The sequence below is a fragment of the Bacillus infantis NRRL B-14911 genome (assembly GCF_000473245.1).
GTDB lineage: Bacteria > Bacillota > Bacilli > Bacillales > Cytobacillaceae > Bacillus_AB > Bacillus_AB infantis.
This window is the reverse complement of the sequence record NC_022524.1, coordinates 1,033,872-1,052,784: the sequence shown is the minus strand read 5'-3', so window position 1 is coordinate 1,052,784 and position 18,913 is coordinate 1,033,872. Positions and strand designations below refer to the sequence as shown.

At 48.8% G+C, this 18,913-nt stretch carries 11 protein-coding genes, 16 tRNA genes and 3 rRNA genes; 1 reads left to right on the top strand and 29 read right to left on the bottom strand.

What is annotated here, in order from left to right; genetic code table 11:
• Positions 1–35: 35 nt before the first annotated feature.
• Both N288_RS05585 and queG read right to left on the bottom strand, forming a co-directional pair.
• Positions 36–917, bottom strand: a complete 882-nt coding sequence (locus tag N288_RS05585; RefSeq protein WP_022543521.1) for an amidase domain-containing protein — start codon at positions 915–917, stop codon at positions 36–38.
• 127 nt (positions 918–1,044) lie between these two features.
• On the bottom strand, positions 1,045–2,175 hold the full coding sequence (queG, locus tag N288_RS05580) for a tRNA epoxyqueuosine(34) reductase QueG (protein ID WP_009795002.1): 1,131 nt from the start codon (positions 2,173–2,175) through the stop codon (positions 1,045–1,047).
• A gap of 115 nt (positions 2,176–2,290) precedes the next feature.
• Here queG and N288_RS05575 point away from each other — a divergent pair, with 115 nt between their 5' ends.
• Positions 2,291–2,956, top strand: a complete 666-nt coding sequence (locus tag N288_RS05575) for a B3/B4 domain-containing protein (protein WP_022543520.1) — start codon at positions 2,291–2,293, stop codon at positions 2,954–2,956.
• Positions 2,957–3,049: 93 nt separating this feature from the next.
• On the opposite strand, the gene N288_RS05570 is transcribed toward N288_RS05575, so the two are convergent.
• The 27 genes from N288_RS05570 to N288_RS05440 form a co-directional block, all read right to left on the bottom strand.
• The gene (locus tag N288_RS05570) at positions 3,050–4,090 is read right to left on the bottom strand and encodes a Gfo/Idh/MocA family protein (protein WP_009795000.1); all 1,041 of its coding nucleotides are present in this window, start codon (positions 4,088–4,090) and stop codon (positions 3,050–3,052) included.
• 11 nt (positions 4,091–4,101) lie between these two features.
• Positions 4,102–5,130 carry a Gfo/Idh/MocA family protein gene (locus N288_RS05565; RefSeq protein WP_009794999.1) on the bottom strand — a complete coding sequence of 343 codons (1,029 nt, stop codon included), beginning with the start codon at positions 5,128–5,130 and terminating at the stop codon, positions 4,102–4,104.
• A 2-nt stretch (positions 5,131–5,132) separates the two neighbouring features.
• Positions 5,133–5,867: a ThuA domain-containing protein gene (locus N288_RS05560; RefSeq protein WP_009794998.1), complete on the bottom strand. Its 735-nt coding sequence runs from the start codon at positions 5,865–5,867 to the stop codon at positions 5,133–5,135.
• Positions 5,868–5,878: 11 nt separating this feature from the next.
• Positions 5,879–6,637 (bottom strand): response regulator transcription factor, encoded by a 759-nt coding sequence (locus tag N288_RS05555; RefSeq protein ID WP_009794997.1) that lies wholly within the window; start codon positions 6,635–6,637, stop codon positions 5,879–5,881.
• Complete coding sequence (locus tag N288_RS05550) at positions 6,615–8,414, bottom strand: cache domain-containing sensor histidine kinase (protein WP_009794996.1); 1,800 nt, start codon at positions 8,412–8,414, stop codon at positions 6,615–6,617. Before N288_RS05550 ends, N288_RS05555 begins: the two co-directional genes overlap by 23 nt.
• Positions 8,415–8,551: 137 nt before the next feature.
• Entirely contained in the window at positions 8,552–9,835 is a 1,284-nt protein-coding gene (locus tag N288_RS05545) for an ABC transporter substrate-binding protein (protein ID WP_022543519.1), read from the bottom strand.
• A 74-nt stretch (positions 9,836–9,909) separates the two neighbouring features.
• Positions 9,910–10,737, bottom strand: a complete 828-nt coding sequence (locus N288_RS05540) for a carbohydrate ABC transporter permease (RefSeq protein ID WP_009794994.1) — start codon at positions 10,735–10,737, stop codon at positions 9,910–9,912.
• The gene (locus N288_RS05535) at positions 10,737–11,678 is read right to left on the bottom strand and encodes a carbohydrate ABC transporter permease (RefSeq protein ID WP_022543518.1); all 942 of its coding nucleotides are present in this window, start codon (positions 11,676–11,678) and stop codon (positions 10,737–10,739) included. Before N288_RS05535 ends, N288_RS05540 begins: the two co-directional genes overlap by 1 nt.
• Before the next feature lie 234 nt (positions 11,679–11,912).
• Positions 11,913–11,986: transfer RNA gene (locus N288_RS05530), tRNA-Gly, on the bottom strand.
• 73 nt (positions 11,987–12,059) lie between these two features.
• Positions 12,060–12,141: transfer RNA gene (locus N288_RS05525), tRNA-Leu, on the bottom strand.
• A 45-nt stretch (positions 12,142–12,186) separates the two neighbouring features.
• Positions 12,187–12,260: transfer RNA gene (locus N288_RS05520), tRNA-Cys, on the bottom strand.
• Positions 12,261–12,268: 8 nt separating this feature from the next.
• Positions 12,269–12,343, bottom strand: a tRNA-Gly gene (locus tag N288_RS05515).
• Between the two features lie 3 nt (positions 12,344–12,346).
• A tRNA-Gln gene (locus tag N288_RS05510) sits at positions 12,347–12,421 on the bottom strand.
• Between the two features lie 41 nt (positions 12,422–12,462).
• Positions 12,463–12,538, bottom strand: a tRNA-His gene (locus N288_RS05505).
• Between the two features lie 11 nt (positions 12,539–12,549).
• Positions 12,550–12,623 (bottom strand) — tRNA-Trp (locus N288_RS05500).
• A gap of 7 nt (positions 12,624–12,630) precedes the next feature.
• Positions 12,631–12,715: transfer RNA gene (locus N288_RS05495), tRNA-Tyr, on the bottom strand.
• 9 nt (positions 12,716–12,724) lie between these two features.
• A tRNA-Thr gene (locus N288_RS05490) sits at positions 12,725–12,800 on the bottom strand.
• Between the two features lie 10 nt (positions 12,801–12,810).
• Positions 12,811–12,886: transfer RNA gene (locus N288_RS05485), tRNA-Phe, on the bottom strand.
• Between the two features lie 149 nt (positions 12,887–13,035).
• Positions 13,036–13,111, bottom strand: a tRNA-Asp gene (locus N288_RS05480).
• 146 nt (positions 13,112–13,257) lie between these two features.
• Positions 13,258–13,331, bottom strand: a tRNA-Met gene (locus tag N288_RS05475).
• Between the two features lie 17 nt (positions 13,332–13,348).
• Positions 13,349–13,424: transfer RNA gene (locus N288_RS05470), tRNA-Val, on the bottom strand.
• A gap of 4 nt (positions 13,425–13,428) precedes the next feature.
• Positions 13,429–13,503, bottom strand: a tRNA-Glu gene (locus N288_RS05465).
• A 15-nt stretch (positions 13,504–13,518) separates the two neighbouring features.
• A tRNA-Ser gene (locus N288_RS05460) sits at positions 13,519–13,611 on the bottom strand.
• Positions 13,612–13,616: 5 nt separating this feature from the next.
• Positions 13,617–13,691, bottom strand: a tRNA-Asn gene (locus N288_RS05455).
• Positions 13,692–13,715: 24 nt separating this feature from the next.
• Positions 13,716–13,832 (bottom strand): 5S ribosomal RNA (rrf, locus tag N288_RS05450).
• A gap of 117 nt (positions 13,833–13,949) precedes the next feature.
• A 23S ribosomal RNA gene (locus N288_RS05445) occupies positions 13,950–16,894 on the bottom strand.
• Positions 16,895–17,185: 291 nt separating this feature from the next.
• Positions 17,186–18,735 (bottom strand): 16S ribosomal RNA (locus N288_RS05440).
• The 16S, 23S and 5S rRNA genes sit together here with 16 tRNA genes alongside, the layout of an rRNA operon.
• Positions 18,736–18,913: the final 178 nt, after the last annotated feature.

Here is an 18,913-nt window from a genome sequence, read left to right as displayed (position 1 = left end):
CTATTATACCACTCTTTATCTCTCATACAACCAGGTCAGGATTCATCATCGATGCTGATGAACTTGTATTTAATATTTGGTGTATAGGCGGTTGAATCTTCGTATGCCCAGTTGCGCATCCGGCTGTTAAAGGTATGGGCGTTGACAAGCGGTGTCCCATCGCTCTGCTTGGCTGTCACGATTGTCGTATGGTCAAAGCGGCCATCGCCCTGGAAATCATAGCAGATCACATCGCCCGGCTGCAATAGCTCTGCACTGCCTACCTCCTTTCCCTTCAGCCCTGTCCGGGAGCCCGGCAGATACCAGCGCAGCGAGTTGGCGACCGTCCAGCTGTAGCTCCAATTATCGCTCCTCATCCACCAGCCCTTTGAACGGTTCGGATAGCCCCTCATAGGCGCTTCACCAGCATGGAGGCACTGCGAAATATAATTCGTGCAGTCAACCTCGAACTTCTTATAGGCAGGGTTATAGTCATTCCACCATCTTTCCGCATACTGGACAGCCTTCAGGCGGTCATATCTGAATCCCGCCCTTTCCCCATCAGCAGCAGGCTCCGCCGGAAGTGCTGCCGGCTCTTCCAAATGAAGGAACGGATTCTTTTCACCATCGCCGACCAGCACCCCTTTATAAAATTCAGCCTCACGCTGCTCGACTTCCTCCTCCAGATACAATCCGTCCTTATCCTTTATCAAATATTGAAAGTGGACATGATAATGGACAGTGCTGAGTTCATCTGCATCCTGTCCTGCTTTTTCAATAATCTTCCCTGAAGCTTTCGCTTTAACAATTTCCCCGGCTCTTCTTGAGAGAATATCCTTTTTCCTTTCAATTTTCGGGCAAGTGCGAAAGTCATTGCGGGAATGGGACACACACTGCTGAACCCTCTGCTCCAGCAGCTCCTGAAGCTGTTTTTTCATATATGCATTCCTCCCATCATTCATTCATATGAAAGAAAATGCCGAATCATTTCTTAAAATAGATCACAGCCTATATGCCGGAGGGTATCTATTTTCTTATATGAAAAAAAGAGAGGCTCCCCTCTCTTTAGCTGAACATATATAAGCTGTTTTCCATTTCCCTGCGCACTTCTTCGTCCGTCTCCTTTACAAGGGCAGCCTCGACCGCTTCCCTTGCCTTCAGCCCGCCGATCTTCCCGAGTGCCCAGGCAGCCGTTCCCTTTATAACCGGCCTTGGATCCGATACCATCACTTGGATCAGATCATCCACAGCTGATTCATCCTTGTAATGGGCCAGGGCAATGATGGCATTCCGCTGGATCGGCTTCTTGCCTCTCCATGACCCCGATACATGGCCGAACTTATCCTTAAACTCCCTGTTGCTCATATGAAGCAGAGGCTTTAACAGCGGTTTGGCAATTTCAGGATCCGGCTCCATTTCTTCATGGAAATGAAAATCCATGCCCTTATTTTTCGGGCAGACTGTCTGGCATGTATCACAGCCATAAAGCCTGTTGCCGATTTTCACCCTGAATTCTTCCTCAAGAAAGCCCTTTGTCTGTGTCAGGAAGGCGATGCAGCGCTTGGAATCCAGCTGGCCGCCGCCGACAAGCGCGCCTGTCGGGCAGACATCGACGCAAAGATTGCACGAACCGCACCCGTCTTCGATTGGTTCATCCGGCTCGAGCGGAAGATTTGTGATCATTTCTCCCAAATATACGTAAGAGCCGAATTCTGGCGTAATGATGGAACAATTTTTGCCGCTCCACCCAATACCGGCCCTTTCAGCGACCGCCCGGTCCACAAGCTCGCCTGTATCGACCATTGATTTGAGCCTCGCCTCAGGCAGCCTTTCACGGATATATGCCTCAAGCTTCCCGAGCCGGTCCCGCAAAACAGTATGATAGTCCGTCCCCCAGGAGGCCCGGCAGAAAATGCCGCGCCGCTCACCCCTTTTGCTGACAACGCGGGTCTTCATCTTTGAAGGATAAGCAAGGGCAATGGAAATGATGGACATCGGCTCATCTAGCAATAGGGCCGGTTCTGTCCTTTTATCAATATCAGGCTCTTCAAAGCCTGATTGGTAATCAAGCTCCTGCTGTCTGATGAGCCTGCTCTTCATCTCCCCGAAAGTGCTGGCAGAGGCGAATCCGATCTTATCAATGCCGATCGTTTTGCTGTAATCGATGATATCCTGTTTAAGCTCTGAGTAGTTCATATCCTCCCGCTCCTTTCACCATTGTGTTTTGTATATAAAAAGGCAAATCGCCAAGATATTTATTCGCATCCTTTCTATGATAAACTATTTTAAAGGATTTTTGGAGGTGAAAGGTTTGGAAATCAGTATATCGTCTGATTTAAGGCAGAAGGTGCCGGGTTTCAAGGTCGGCATCATTGAGTATGAGAATATTGTCGTCGGAGATTCCCCGCAGATGCTGAAAGGGCGGCTGCAGCTGTTCCAGGAGTCAATTTTCTTTGAGCTCGAGCATAAGAATGTGACAGAATTCGAAGGAATCCAGGAATGGAGGCAGGTGTTCAAGCAGGCGGGAAAAGATCCGAACCGCTACCGCCACTCAGCAGAGGCCCTATTCAGGAGGATCAAGAAGCAGAATTACCTTTCCACCGTGAACAGTGCCGCGGATCTGAATAATTTTTTCTCGCTGGAATATCAGTCTCCTATCGGCATCTATGATAAAAGCAAGCTGGAAGGAAATGTCCGTTTTCGTCTGGGGCATGAAGGAGAAGAATATACGGGCTTGAACGGCAGGCCGAATTCACTTGAGAACCTCATTATCACCGAAGATCATAACGGTCCATTCGGCAGCCCGTTTGTCGACTCCAATCGTGCGCCTGTTACAGAGGAAACAACTGAAGCTGTACAGATCATCTATTTCAGGCCATCTCTTGAAAAAGACAGCTGTGCCAGATTGGCGGAATCCCTTATGGGGATGTTTTTGCAGGTTCATGGAGGAGAAGGGGAATTCTGTATTGTTGGATAAGAAAAAAGCAGAGGCATTAACATGCATCTGCTTTTTTCTCATTTGGCATCCATCAGCTGGCAGTCATGTCCAGAATATGATGCCGCATCCTCCTCATTCCAGGACAATGCTTTTGCCTGTTTCACTGCTTTTATAGATGGCATCAATGATCTTCGATACACGCAGGGCCTCTTCCGGCTTAACAATAAGCTGTTCTTTTCCCAGACAGCTATTGAGAAAATTCCTTGCCTGCGGTATGCCGGGATCCTCCTCCCCGGGAAGCCACTCTGCCTCACTATTCAGGAGCATCCCATTTTTCAGCTGGTTCAGCTGGAATGGAAATACATCAATTCCTCCGGTAAGCCCGGAAATGCCAAGGCTTTCTTCATCATTTTTGATATTGGCCATCCAGGAAGTCTCGAACAGGAGGGAGGCGCCATTCGCAAAGCGGATATAGGCTGTCACATGGTCCTCGACTTCAATGGTTTGATGATCATAATCTCCCCAAAGATTCACCTGGTCTTCCATCCTGCTGAGTTGATTGTAGGCTGTGCCCGTTACCTCAACAGGTTCCGGGCTGCCGAGCAGCCATAAAGCAAGATCAAGGAAATGGCAGCCATAGTCAATCATGGCGCCTCCTCCCTGCAGCTCTTTATTGGTAAAAACGCCCCAGCCCGGAACCTTCCTTCTTCTCAGTGCCTTTGCCCGGGCAACGATCGGCTGGCCGATTTCGTTTTCCTCTATGACCTTTTTAGCAGCCCTTGCTTCTTTCATAAACCGATAATGATAGGCAATCGCCAGCTGTTTGCCTGATTTCTTAGAGGCCTTAATCATTTCTTCGCATTCTTCTGCAGTTATTGCCATGGGCTTTTCACAGAGAACATGCTTTCCTGCTTTCAATGCTGCCACAGAGATTTCGGCATGATATCGGTTGGGTGTGCAAATCACAACAGCGTCCACAATCTCCAGCATATCCTGATAATCCCCAAAGGCGTGAGGCACCCCGAATTTCTCTGCTGTAAGCCTGGCAGTCTCTTCATGGATATCACAGATTGCTTCAACAGAGGCCAGCTCTGATAATGTCAGCAGTGCGGGGATATGGCGGCTCTGCGCAATCCCGCCGGCTCCGATAATTCCAACACGCAGCTTTTCCATACAATCCCCCCTTAAGGCAATCTCACTATTTTCCCGGACTGGCCCGACTCCAGCGCAGCAAGGACAACCCTTAAGGATTTCAGTCCCTCTTCCCCGCTCACTGGAGGCTCTTTGTCTTCCGCAATACTGTCAATGAATGTACTGATAACATGGGACTGCGTCTGCTTTCCTTCTTCATTCGTCTGAATGCCGCCAAGCTCATATTTCAGTGTTTCTCCGTTCTTGTACTGGATGACGAGAGAATTGACAGGGTCGTCCTCAAGCCTGAGGATCGCATTCTCAGCATAGATGATAGTTGAATTATCTTCTTTTGATACGTAGGACCAGCTGGCTGCCAGGGTTCCGATCACACCGCTTTCCGTTTTTAAAATGCAGACAGCTGTATCGTCCACATCGCTGTTTTCCTTTGAGCTTGCTTCCACAAAAGCGCCGGCCTGTGTGATCTCCTCTCCCAGCAAATAGCGGATCAGGTCGGCTTTATGTACTCCAAGGTCTCCCATCGCCCCAATAAACGCCTCGCTTTTCCGGAAAAACCAGCTGTCCTTCCCATCCGCACTCCAGCCCTCTGGTCCGCCATGCCCAAAAGCGGTTCTGAAGCTGTATACCTTGCCCGCTTCCCCGCTCGCTATAAACGCACGGGCTTTCTGATGGGAAGGCACAAACCGCTGATTATGGCCGATCATAAGCTTTTTCCCATATTTCCTTGCCGCTTCTATCATGCTCTCCGCTTCCTCCACCGACACAGCCATCGGCTTTTCACAAAGAACATGCTTACCTGCCTTCAGGGCGGCTATGGAGATGGGGGCATGCAGATAATTCGGTGTGCACACGCTCACTGCATCGATTTCCGGATTTTCCAGCAGATCCTCATAGCTGGTATATGCTTCAGCATGATACAGGGCAGCCATATCCATCGCCCTTTCCTCCACAATATCACAGACAGCCATGATTTCAGCCCTGCCGTTCAGGTGATATTCCGGCAGATGCCTGTGCTTGGCGATGCTGCCGCACCCGATGACCCCAATCTTAATCTGTTCCATCCTTACCCCTCCCCGTTCTTCCCTTTTATATGCTCCAGCGGCTTAGCATTCCCATACTTCACCTCAGGCTGACGGGATCCTTCTGCCCACCTGACAGCATTAATGATGACCTTTTGAACATCTTTGTTAAAATAAGTCGGATAGGTTTCATGCCCAGGCCGGAAATAGAATACTTTTCCTTTCCCGCGCTGATAGGTGCAGCCGCTCCGGAACACTTCTCCGCCCTCGAACCAGCTGACCATCACGAGCTGGTCCGGAGCAGGGATATCAAAATGCTCACCGTACATTTCCTCCCGCTCCAATTCGATATACTCCCCCAGCCCTTCCGCAATCGGATGGCTCGGATCCACGACCCAGATCCGTTCCTTTTCGTCTGCTTCCCGCCATTTCAAATCACAGGAAGTTCCCATTAATGATTTAAATATTTTTGAAAAATGGCCTGAATGAAGGACGATCAGCCCCATGCCGTCCAGCACCCGCTGTTTCACCCTGTCAACAATTTCATCCGGGACCGCATCGTGGGCGATATGCCCCCACCAGATCAGTACATCTGTATCTTCCAGAACCTCCCGGGTTAATCCGCATTCATCGTCATCAAGCGTCGCTGTCCTTACTTCAAAGGACTCACCTTCCAAAAAGGAGGCAATCGCTCCGTGTATCCCATCAGGATAAACGGCCCTCACTTCCGCGTTTTTTTGCTCATGCTGATTTTCATTCCATACCGTCACTTTTGCCATTGTTCTTCCTCCTATCTGCTGCCCGGCGGCAGATTCCGATATTCATTCGGTGTATAGCCGGTCAGCTTTTTAAAAACCTTGCTGAAATATTTTTCATTCTGGTATCCAACCTGATAGGCAATCTCGTAAATTTTCAAAGATGGGCTGCCAAGCAGCTCCTTTGCCTTTTCCATCCGGATATTGGTCAAATAATCTGTAATGGTTGCCTGGAAATCCTGTTTGAATTTCCTGGATATATACTCTCTGCTCAAATAAAAACGGTCAGCGATATCCTGCAGTGTGATATCAAGATGATAATTCTGCACCAGAAACTCTTCGATTTGCTTGATGTTATTGTTCTCTTTCTGGGCTGCTTTGCTTTCCCTGGGCTCTCTAAAGGCCTCCCCTGTCAAACGTGAAGCTGCAAGGTCATTGACTGCCCTTTCGAGCGTTTCATTCAGCAGTTCCGGATCAATCGGCTTTAAGATATAATCAAAGCTTTTATAATAGATGGCGTTCCTCATATACTCGTAGTCATCATAGCCGCTGACAACGATCGTTTTCCCCTGGCATTGGGAACCATGGATCCACTTCAAAAGGCTGATGCCGTCACACCTCGGCATATTCATATCGGTAAAAATAATATCAGGCTGCACTTCGCCGATCAGTCTGATAGCCTCTTCCCCGTCCTCTGCCTCAAAGATGGAGCTGATTCCATGCTTTTCCCATTCTGCAAGCATAAGAAGCCCTTCCCTGACATGCTTTTCATCATCGATGATGATTGCCTTCATCCACTTCGCCCCCCGGGTGCAGCGGAAGCTTCATGGAAACGATAAAGCCTTTGCCTCCACGATTTCCAAGCTGCAGGATTGCTTCTTCTCCGTAATAAAGCATCAGCCGTCCATACACATTCCTAAGCCCGATGCTCGTGCTGTCCCCTTTGGCCTCAAGCGGCCCGCCTTTAATACAGCGCCATATATCCCCCAGCCTGCCATCATCTGCGCCTCCGCCATTATCACTTATATCTATGCATAGAAATCCGCTGTCTTTATTACATTCGATATTCAGCTCGCCTGTCCCTTCACCCGGAGTAAATCCATGCTTAAAATAATTCTCAATGACCGGCTGCAGCAGCATTTTAGGAACTTTGACAGATGAGACCTCTTCACCTGCATCAATCCTGTAGATAAACTTTTCGCCAAACCGCTCTTTCTGCAGGAGCAGGAAGGCCTTTGTATAATTAATCTCTTTTATCAGCGGCACCCGGTCCTCCTCCATGTCCATCCCGTACCTCATGATTTTTGAAAGATGGGTAATCAGGGTATAAATCTGGGGAACTTTGTTTTTCAAGGCAACCGTTCCGATCGACTGGAGGGCATTGTACAGGAAATGCGGGTTGATCTGCGACTGGAGCACCTTCAGCTGATTGGTTTTATTCTCAATCTCCAGCTTATATTCCCTGTTGATGAGATGGTTTATTTTCTCGATCATCTCATTGAACCTCATTCCAAGGATGCCGATTTCATCCTTCCCGAATGAATCATATTCAACATTCATGTCCCCCCGCTCTACCTGGCTGATGCTCCTCAGCAGCACCCGGATCGGGGAGGTGATTCTAAAAGAAACGAATAAGGTGGCAAGGATAACCAGCGTTAACCCGATAATGCCGAAAAGGATGTTGATTTTCGCAACGCTAAAAGCGCTTTCATACAAAGTTGTATCCGGGACCCGCTTCACGAGGAACCAGCCGCCCGCACTTTCTTCCATCTGCTCGTAAATCATCATGCCGCTGAAATCATCTTTCTTCCATTCAAGTGTCCCCGCCTTATTTCCTGAACTCACAATGGCATCCACCCATTTTTCGGGCACCTGTCCGCTTGCAGCATCCTTGTCAGAGCTATAAATGAGAAGGCCATCCTGAGATACAATATAAAATTCCTCGCTTCCCGGAGTATAAAGATTCCTGCTGAGATTCACGATGTCATCCGGAGCGATCTCAAGAGTAATGTAGGCCAGCACATTGTCTGATGGAATATTTGTAAACGCACGATGCACTGCCATGATATTCCGGGAATTCGTCTGTTCCATCAGCGGTTCAATATACATATGCGAGGAGCTGTCCCTGGCTCTATTGAAGGCCTCTGCGCTTTTAGCGCTCCTTCCTTTCATGAAGACGACTGTAGACCTCCTGGAAGCGGAGATGACCCTGTCTTCGTCTGCAAAGGCTATTTGGACCCTGTTAATGGTATCCCCGGCATAAAGGATGGTTTGGACCACATTTTTCATGATCCCGATTGTTAAATAATTGTCCTCATCTTTAGAAGACCTCAGGAAATTTAAGAAGCCGGGATTATTGTACAGAGACAATGTCAATCCATTCAGCTCATTCATATAGCTCTCCAGGTTGATTTTGCCCTGATAGAGAAGCTTGCTGTTTTCCTCTACAGCCTGATTTTTCAAAAACTCCTTCGTATGGAAGTAGGTAATGATAATCGATGTGCCGAAAGGAATGATTGTGATCAGCAGCAGCAGGACGATCAGTTTATTGCGGATACTGTTCTTAATCATAAATAGTCCTCCCCAGGCCCTGATAATGTAAGTATATATGGGACAGGGTGAGACATGCTAAAGATTTTTTCATTTATGGAAAATAAAAAGCATGCCTTGTTGCAGACATGCTTTTTATCCTGGCAGTGATCTCTGCTTTACTTTAAGTTATCCCAGGTTTTCTGGAACCTCTCTAGCAGAGTATCATAATCAATTTTACCTGCAGCATATTCCTGGATGCTAGCGGCGAATTCCTTGTTCGCTCCATCCGGCCATCTGAACCATGTCCACGGAATTGTTTTCTCTTCTTTGGAGTACTCAAGGATTGACTGGCCAAGATCGCCAAGACCTGATGCCTCAATATTGTCAAAAGCAGGGATGAAAGCAAATTCCTCGGTTAAATAGCGTTTACCTGTATCAGAAGATACCATCCATTCCAGGAACAATTTAGCTTCATCCAGGTGCTCGGAATTCTTATTCAGAACCCAGTTATTCGGGACCCCAACAGGGAGGCGGTCAGCATTTTTGTCATCTGAGATCGGAATCGGCAAAAAGCCCATATTCATATCAGGATTAACCTCATAGATCATATTTTCAGTCCAGTTCCCCTGCTGCAGCATGGCAGTCTGGCCTGCGGCAAATTGGGTGACCTGCGTGTTATAGTCAGTGGTCAATGGATTATCATTTCCAAAATTGATTTCTGTATCAAGCACTTCTTTAAACTGCTTGAATTGCTCATTATCTGTAAACTTCTCTGTACCATCATAAAGTCCTTCAATAAAGGCAATAGGATCTTCCTGTTGGGCAAAAGGGATATTCAGCAAGTGCTGCCCGATGACCCACCATTCCCCATATCCGGCTGAGAAAGGTGTAGTGCCGCTGTCCTTCAGTTTCTCAGCAGCATCCTTGAGCTCTGTAATATTGGCCGGAGGCTCCTTAATGCCTGCTTTCTCAAACAAATCTTTATTATAGACAAATCCGTATCCTTCAAGGTTGACCGGCATGCCATAAAGCTTGCCGTCTGTATCTGTCATCGGCACTTTGCCGATCGGGAGAAGATGCTCAACCCATGGCTCATTGGATAGGTCGGCCAGATGCTCCTTCCACAGTTCCAGTTCTTTAAAGCCGCCATTGTTGAAAATATCCGGCTGTTCGCCAGAAGCAAATTTCGCTTTCAGCGCAGCACCGTAATCGGCACCGCCGCCAACAGTTTCCAGCTTTACTTTGATATTGGGATGCTCGGCTTCGAACTCAGTGATCATCTCCTGAAGCTGGTCGGCAATTTCAACTTTAAATTGGAACAGGTTGAGAGTAACCGTCTCTTCCCCGGTATCCTTTGTCCCCTCTTTATCATCAGTTCCAGAAGTGCTTCCTGACGAACAGCCGGCCAAAATCCCGAATGTGAAAAGCAGGGACAGGCAAATAAGCAATAAGCGTTTCATTGTCATTGACCTCCTTGAATTCTATTTATATATCATTTTAGCGGTACATTCTAGCCGCCGCTAAAATTTGATATCTATTTGATGGAGCCTGATGCTATGCCTTTAATAATATGCTTCTGCAGGAACAGGAAGAAGATGATGACCGGCGTAATGCCAAGTACAAGCGCTGCCAGGCCCATATCCCACTGTTTTGTATATTGGGCAAAGAAGGAGCTGGTGGCGAGCGGGATTGTTCTCAGCTCGGCATCCTGCAGCACCAGGAGCGGAAGAAGGAAATCGTTCCAGATCCATAAGGTATTAAGGATGACAACCGTCACTGTAATCGGCTTTAAAAGCGGGAAAACGATCCTCCAAAAAACCCCGAACTGGCTGCACCCATCAATCAGCGCCGACTCTTCTATCTCCCTTGGAACCGTTTTGACAAATCCATGGTAAAGGAACAGGGAAAGAGGAACGCCAAACCCGAAATACATCATAATCAGTCCGGGAATGCTGTTCGTCATATTCAGGGCGCCTCCGAGCTTCATAAGCGGGATCATAACCGTCTGAAAGGGAATGACCATTGCTGAGACAAAAAGGATAAACAGAATCTTGCTGAAGCGCCCGGGAGTCCTCACCATTTTCCATGCAGCCATTGAACTGATGATTACCAGGCCAATATTGCTGAGCACAGTAATGATCAGTGAATTCCAGAATGCCCTTGGAAAATTAATGATTTCCCAAACCTTCGAATAATTAGCAAATAACACTTCCTTTGGAAAAGCAGCTGCATCCAATAAGATTTCAGCAAAGCTTTTGACTGAATTAACCGCCACAAAATAGAAGGGGATCAGAAAAATCAGCCCAAGAATGATGCCGATTATCTCCAGCAGAAACGTCCTTCCTGTATACTTGCGATTCATCAGGCTTCAACCTCCTTCCTTTTCGTCATAATTACCTGAACCGATGTAAACACGGCGACAATCAGAAAGAAAAGAATCGATTTGGCCGTCCCGAGACCATAGCGGTTATTTTGGAAAGCCTCCTGATAAATGTTGATGGCTACAGACTGTGTTGAATTAAACGGTCCCCCATTTGTAAGAGAAAGATTTAAATCAAAGATCTTAAAGGCCATTGATATAGTCAAAAAGAAACAAATAGTGAAAGCCGGAATGATCAGCGGTATAATGATGCGGGTAAGAAGCGTCCAGTTTGAAGCCCCGTCAATCCTTGCCGCCTCAAGAAGGGAATGGTCCACTCCCTGCAGGGCTGCGATATAAATCACCATCATATAGCCGCTCACCTGCCATGCAAACACAATGACAATTCCCCAAAATGCTGTAGTCTCATCCCCCAGCCAGGCAAGCTTGAAAAACGCCAGGCCAGTCAAATTTCCGATGGAAGCAAACGCTTTGACAAAGATAAACTGCCAGATGAACCCAAGCAGCAGTCCTCCAATTACATTCGGTATAAAGAAGACGGTTCTGAGAATATTCCGTGTCTTCAAGGCCGCGTTAAGTAGCAGGGCAAGTCCAAATCCAATTAAATTGCTGATAACTACTGAGGCCAGCATGAACTTGGTTGTAAACAAGAAAGATTGGAAAAAGTTCGGATCATCCTTGAAAATTTTGATATAGTTTTGCAGCCCGACCCATTCGACAGCTGAGCTTACACCATTCCATGAGGTAAAGGAATAATATAAACCCATAAGGAATGGTATCACCTGAATAAGGACAAAGAATAAAATGGCCGGTCCGGTAAAAGCCGCATAAATTAATATACTTCGAAGACGTGCTTTTCTTTTGCTTGTTCTCTTTGTTACAGCGTCCGCCTTTATGGGAGCCAACTCTGTTTTTGCATCCAATTTTACTCTCACCGCCTTTTGTAATCGCTTTCTTTTATTATAGGAGGCTATCAAATAAAAAGGGGCAACATAATTGACCAAAAGAGGGGGAAAATTTTGACTTCTTCATAGAGAAGAAAGACTGGCTGACATCTTACCGTAACCCACGGGTCATGCCTTATCGGGATCAAGACAAAGAAAAAACGCAATGCTTCGTTTTCTGAAAACGAAACACTGCGTTGATGAAATTATGTATGGAGCGGGTGATGGGAATCGAACCCACGACATCAGCTTGGAAGGCTGAGGTTTTACCATTAAACTACACCCGCATCGAAAATTGCTGAAATTTGTCGATGCCTTTTCAAAAATAAAAACAGGAAACCCTGTATAAAAAGAAAATGATACCGGTGGCCGGGGTCGAACCGGCACTCCAGAAGGAACACGATTTTGAGTCGTGCGCGTCTGCCAATTCCGCCACACCGGCATATCATTTAATTTATCGTTCATTCTCCATTTCCTGTAATTGGAATGGAGGCGGCAACCGGAATCGAACCGGTGATAAAGGTTTTGCAGACCTCTGCCTTACCTCTTGGCTATGCCGCCAGAACGTTTGGAGCGGAAGACGGGATTCGAACCCGCGACCCCCACCTTGGCAAGGTGATGTTCTACCACTGAACTACTTCCGCAAATGGCTGGGCTAGCTGGATTCGAACCAACGCATGACGGAGTCAAAGTCCGTTGCCTTACCGCTTGGCTATAGCCCAATAATATGATATGCATAGAATGCAATATTGTGATTAAAAAATGGGGCGACTGATGGGAATCGAACCCACGAATGTCGGAACCACAATCCGATGCGTTAACCACTTCGCCACAATCGCCATAATAAAATTGGCAGGGGTAGTAGGAATCGAACCCACACTGGAGGTTTTGGAGACCTCTGTTCTACCTTTAAACTATACCCCTGTATGAATGGTGGAGGGGGACGGATTCGAACCGCCGAACCCTGAGGGAGCGGATTTACAGTCCGCCGCGTTTAGCCACTTCGCTACCCCTCCACGTTAAGGTGGTGCCGGCTAGAGGACTTGAACCCCCAACCTACTGATTACAAGTCAGTTGCTCTACCAATTGAGCTAAACCGGCTTACAAACAATGGTGGCTCAGGACGGAATCGAACCGCCGACACAAGGATTTTCAGTCCTTTGCTCTACCGACTGAGCTACTGAGCCATAATAAAATTTTCATCCAAAACCTTTTATACTTTAAGTCCTTTGTTCGTCAGTTCTTACGAACTTCCTCACAGATTGCCGCAGGAGCTGTTCAATGAAGGTAGCAATCTGCTCTACCGACTGAGCTACTGAGCCTAATTAAATTTAAATGGCGGTCCCGACGGGAATCGAACCCGCGATCTCCTGCGTGACAGGCAGGCATGTTAACCGCTACACCACGGGACCATTTTATAAATTTGGGTCTTGATTATGCCCGAGAAGCCTGCAGGACTGACTCTTCCTCTTCCAGATGACTCAAGGAAGCAAATCCGTTGAGGCAACTCGCAGCATATTCATTGCAGTGTCGCTCGTCGCTACACCACAGGACCAGATTGCGGGGGCAGGATTTGAACCTGCGACCTTCGGGTTATGAGCCCGACGAGCTACCGGACTGCTCCACCCCGCGACAATAAAAAGTTATAATGGTGGAGGATGACGGGATCGAACCGCCGACCCTCTGCTTGTAAGGCAGATGCTCTCCCAGCTGAGCTAATCCTCCGAAATGGTGACCCCTACGGGATTCGAACCCGTGTTACCGCCGTGAAAGGGCGGTGTCTTAACCGCTTGACCAAGGGGCCATTATATAATTTAAATGGCGGAGAGCAAGGGATTTGAACCCTTGAGACAGCTATAAACCGCCTACACGATTTCCAATCGTGCTCCTTCGGCCACTCGGACAGCTCTCCATAATTGGCTCCGCAGGTAGGATTCGAACCTACGACCGTTCGGTTAACAGCCGAATGCTCTACCACTGAGCTACTGCGGAATGATAGTATATTAGAATACTTTCGCCCGGCAGCGTCCTACTCTCACAGGAGGAGAACCTCCAACTACCATCGGCGCTGAGAAGCTTAACTTCCGTGTTCGGTATGGGAACGGGTGTGACCTTCTCGCTATCGCCACCAGACTATTTTTTCAAGACAAGTATTATTATACCGTCTTTTTATTATTTTGCAAGAGAATTTTTAAATTTTATTCCCTCAAAACTAGATAATGCAGAAGAAGAATTACAAAGCAATCAAATGTGGTTAAGTCCTCGATCTATTAGTATCTGTCAGCTCCACGTGTCACCACGCTTCCACCTCAGACCTATCAACCTGATCATCTTTCAGGGATCTTACTAGCTTGACGCTATGGGAAATCTCATCTCGAGGGGGGCTTCATGCTTAGATGCTTTCAGCACTTATCCCTTCCGCACATAGCTACCCAGCGATGCCTTTGGCAAGACAACTGGTACACCAGCGGTGCGTCCATCCCGGTCCTCTCGTACTAAGGACAGCTCCTCTCAAATTTCCTGCGCCCACGACGGATAGGGACCGAACTGTCTCACGACGTTCTGAACCCAGCTCGCGTACCGCTTTAATGGGCGAACAGCCCAACCCTTGGGACCGACTACAGCCCCAGGATGCGATGAGCCGACATCGAGGTGCCAAACCTCCCCGTCGATGTGGACTCTTGGGGGAGATAAGCCTGTTATCCCCGGGGTAGCTTTTATCCGTTGAGCGATGGCCCTTCCATGCGGAACCACCGGATCACTAAGCCCGACTTTCGTCCCTGCTCGACTTGTAGGTCTCGCAGTCAAGCTCCCTTGTGCCTTTACACTCTGCGAATGATTTCCAACCATTCTGAGGGAACCTTTGGGCGCCTCCGTTACTTTTTAGGAGGCGACCGCCCCAGTCAAACTGCCCGCCTGACACTGTCTCCCGCCCCGATCAGGGGCGCGGGTTAGAATTTCAATACAGCCAGGGTAGTATCCCACCAATGCCTCCACCGAAGCTGGCGCTCCGGCTTCAAAGGCTCCTACCTATCCTGTACAAGCTGTACCAAAATTCAATATCAGGCTGCAGTAAAGCTCCACGGGGTCTTTCCGTCCTGTCGCGGGTAACCTGCATCTTCACAGGTACTATAATTTCACCGAGTCTCTCGTTGAGACAGTGCCCAGATCGTTACGCCTTTCGTGCGGGTCGGAACTTACCCGACAAGGAATTTCGCTACCTTAGGACCGTTATAGTTACGGCCGCCGTTTACTGGGGCTTCGATTCAGAGCTTCGCTTGCGCTAACCCCTCCTCTTAACCTTCCAGCACCGGGCAGGCGTCAGCCCCTATACTTCGCCTTGCGGCTTCGCAGAGACCTGTGTTTTTGCTAAACAGTCGCCTGGGCCTATTCACTGCGGCTTTTCCGGGCTATTCACCCTAAAAAGCACCCCTTCTCCCGAAGTTACGGGGTCATTTTGCCGAGTTCCTTAACGAGAGTTCTCTCGCTCACCTTAGGATTCTCTCCTCGCCTACCTGTGTCGGTTTGCGGTACGGGCACCTTTTCCCTCGCTAGAGGCTTTTCTTGGCAGTGTGGAATCAGGAACTTCGGTACTAAATTTCCCTCGCCGTCACAGCTCAGCCTGATGCAAACGGGATTTGCCTCGTTTGCAGCCTAACTGCTTGGACGCGCATATCCAACAGCGCGCTTACCCTATCCTCCTGCGTCCCCCCATTGCTCAAACGGTAAAGAGGTGGTACAGGAATATCAACCTGTTGTCCATCGCCTACGCCTTTCGGCCTCGGCTTAGGTCCCGACTAACCCTGAGCGGACGAGCCTTCCTCAGGAAACCTTAGGCATTCGGTGGATGGGATTCTCACCCATCTTTCGCTACTCATACCGGCATTCTCACTTCTAAGCGCTCCACCAGTCCTTGCGGTCTGACTTCGATGCACTTAGAACGCTCTCCTACCGCGGACACCTGATGGTGTCCACCCACAGCTTCGGTGATACGTTTAGCCCCGGTACATTTTCGGCGCGGAGTCACTCGACCAGTGAGCTATTACGCACTCTTTAAATGGTGGCTGCTTCTAAGCCAACATCCTGGTTGTCTAAGCAACTCCACATCCTTTTCCACTTAACGTATACTTTGGGACCTTAGCTGGTGGTCTGGGCTGTTTCCCTTTTGACTACGGATCTTATCACTCGCAGTCTGACTCCCATGGATAAGTCTTTGGCATTCGGAGTTTGTCTGAATTCGGTAACCCGATGGGGGCCCCTAGTCCAAACAGTGCTCTACCTCCAAGACTCTTACAACATGAGGCTAGCCCTAAAGCTATTTCGGAGAGAACCAGCTATCTCCAAGTTCGATTGGAATTTCTCCGCTACCCACACCTCATCCCCGCACTTTTCAACGTGCGTGGGTTCGGGCCTCCATCCAGTGTTACCTGGACTTCACCCTGGACATGGGTAGATCACCTGGTTTCGGGTCTACGACCACATACTCATTCGCCCTATTCAGACTCGCTTTCGCTGCGGCTCCGTCTGTTCAACTTAACCTCGCATGTAATCGTAACTCGCCGGTTCATTCTACAAAAGGCACGCCATTACCCTGACCTGAAGGTCATAGGGCTTTGACTACTTGTAGGCACACGGTTTCAGGATCTGTTTCACTCCCCTTCCGGGGTGCTTTTCACCTTTCCCTCACGGTACTGGTTCACTATCGGTCACTAGGGAGTATTTAGCCTTGGGAGATGGTCCTCCCTGCTTCCGACGGGATTTCACGTGTCCCGCCGTACTCAGGATCCACTCTGGAGGGAACGAAGTTTCAACTACGGGGCTGTTACCCTCTATGGCCGGCCTTTCCATGCCTGTTCATTTACTCCGTTCCTTTGTAACTCCGTGTAGAGTGTCCTACAACCCCAGGAGGCAAGCCTCCTGGTTTGGGCTAATCCCGTTTCGCTCGCCGCTACTCAGGGAATCGCGTTTGCTTTCTCTTCCTCCGGGTACTTAGATGTTTCAGTTCCCCGGGTCTGCCTCCAATGCCCTATGTATTCAGGCAAGGGTTCCATCCCATTACGGATGGAGGGTTTCCCCATTCGGAAATCTCCGGATCAAAGCTTACTTACAGCTCCCCGAAGCATATCGGTGTTAGTACCGTCCTTCATCGGCTCCTAGTGCCAAGGCATCCACCGTGCGCCCTTTCTAACTTAACCTGTTCGGCCGATGATAAGCTTCACATCTCTTCGTCATCTCAATCGTCAGCATCCTCACGTATACAAAACATACGCTCCGGTGCTTCCTCAATCGATTCCTCGACCTGTTCGCTTCTCATCACCCTCACGGTTTTTAAACTCTTATTTATTTATAAGAGAGAAAACCTAAAATGGCGATTACTCGGTAATGTCTTCTTCATTACATTATCTAGTTTTCAAAGAACAAAATGAGAGATTATACTCTCAAAACTGAACGAACAAAGAGCGTCACGTCTTGTATATATTCCTTAGAAAGGAGGTGATCCAGCCGCACCTTCCGATACGGCTACCTTGTTACGACTTCACCCCAATCATCTGTCCCACCTTAGGCGGCTGGCTCCAAAAGGTTACCCCACCGACTTCGGGTGTTACAAACTCTCGTGGTGTGACGGGCGGTGTGTACAAGGCCCGGGAACGTATTCACCGCGGCATGCTGATCCGCGATTACTAGCGATTCCAGCTTCATGCAGGCGAGTTGCAGCCTGCAATCCGAACTGAGAATGGTTTTATGGGATTCGCTTAACCTCGCGGTCTTGCAGCCCTTTGTACCATCCATTGTAGCACGTGTGTAGCCCAGGTCATAAGGGGCATGATGATTTGACGTCATCCCCACCTTCCTCCGGTTTGTCACCGGCAGTCACCTTAGAGTGCCCAACCTAATGCTGGCAACTAAGATCAAGGGTTGCGCTCGTTGCGGGACTTAACCCAACATCTCACGACACGAGCTGACGACAACCATGCACCACCTGTCATCCTGTCCCCCGAAGGGGAACGCCCTATCTCTAGGGTTGTCAGGAGATGTCAAGACCTGGTAAGGTTCTTCGCGTTGCTTCGAATTAAACCACATGCTCCACCGCTTGTGCGGGCCCCCGTCAATTCCTTTGAGTTTCAGCCTTGCGGCCGTACTCCCCAGGCGGAGTGCTTAATGCGTTTGCTGCAGCACTAAAGGGCGGAAACCCTCTAACACTTAGCACTCATCGTTTACGGCGTGGACTACCAGGGTATCTAATCCTGTTTGCTCCCCACGCTTTCGCGCCTCAGCGTCAGTTACAGACCAGAAAGTCGCCTTCGCCACTGGTGTTCCTCCACATCTCTACGCATTTCACCGCTACACGTGGAATTCCACTTTCCTCTTCTGCACTCAAGTCCCCCAGTTTCCAATGACCCTCCACGGTTGAGCCGTGGGCTTTCACATCAGACTTAAGAGACCGCCTGCGCGCGCTTTACGCCCAATAATTCCGGACAACGCTTGCCACCTACGTATTACCGCGGCTGCTGGCACGTAGTTAGCCGTGGCTTTCTGGTCAGGTACCGTCAAGGTGCCGGCAGTTACTCCGGCACTTGTTCTTCCCTGACAACAGAGTTTTACGATCCGAAAACCTTCATCACTCACGCGGCGTTGCTCCGTCAGACTTTCGTCCATTGCGGAAGATTCCCTACTGCTGCCTCCCGTAGGAGTCTGGGCCGTGTCTCAGTCCCAGTGTGGCCGATCACCCTCTCAGGTCGGCTACGCATCGTTGCCTTGGTGAGCCGTTACCTCACCAACTAGCTAATGCGCCGCGGGCCCATCTGTAAGTGATAGCCGAAACCATCTTTCAGCATAACCTCATGAGAGGTTGTGCATTATCCGGTATTAGCTCCGGTTTCCCGAAGTTATCCCAGTCTTACAGGCAGGTTGCCCACGTGTTACTCACCCGTCCGCCGCTGACTTCAGGGAGCAAGCTCCCATCCGTCCGCTCGACTTGCATGTATTAGGCACGCCGCCAGCGTTCGTCCTGAGCCAGGATCAAACTCTCCATATAAGAGTAAGATTTAGCTCTGATAAAAATAAGATTAACGTTGACGTTTTTGTTCGTTCAGTTTTCAAAGAACAATCTTCTTTTAACCTCGCCGCCCTTGAGCGACTTTATTATCTTATCATGTGTCATTCGTTCTGTCAACACTTTTCAAAAATAATTTTTCAGGTTGTTATTTAAATCC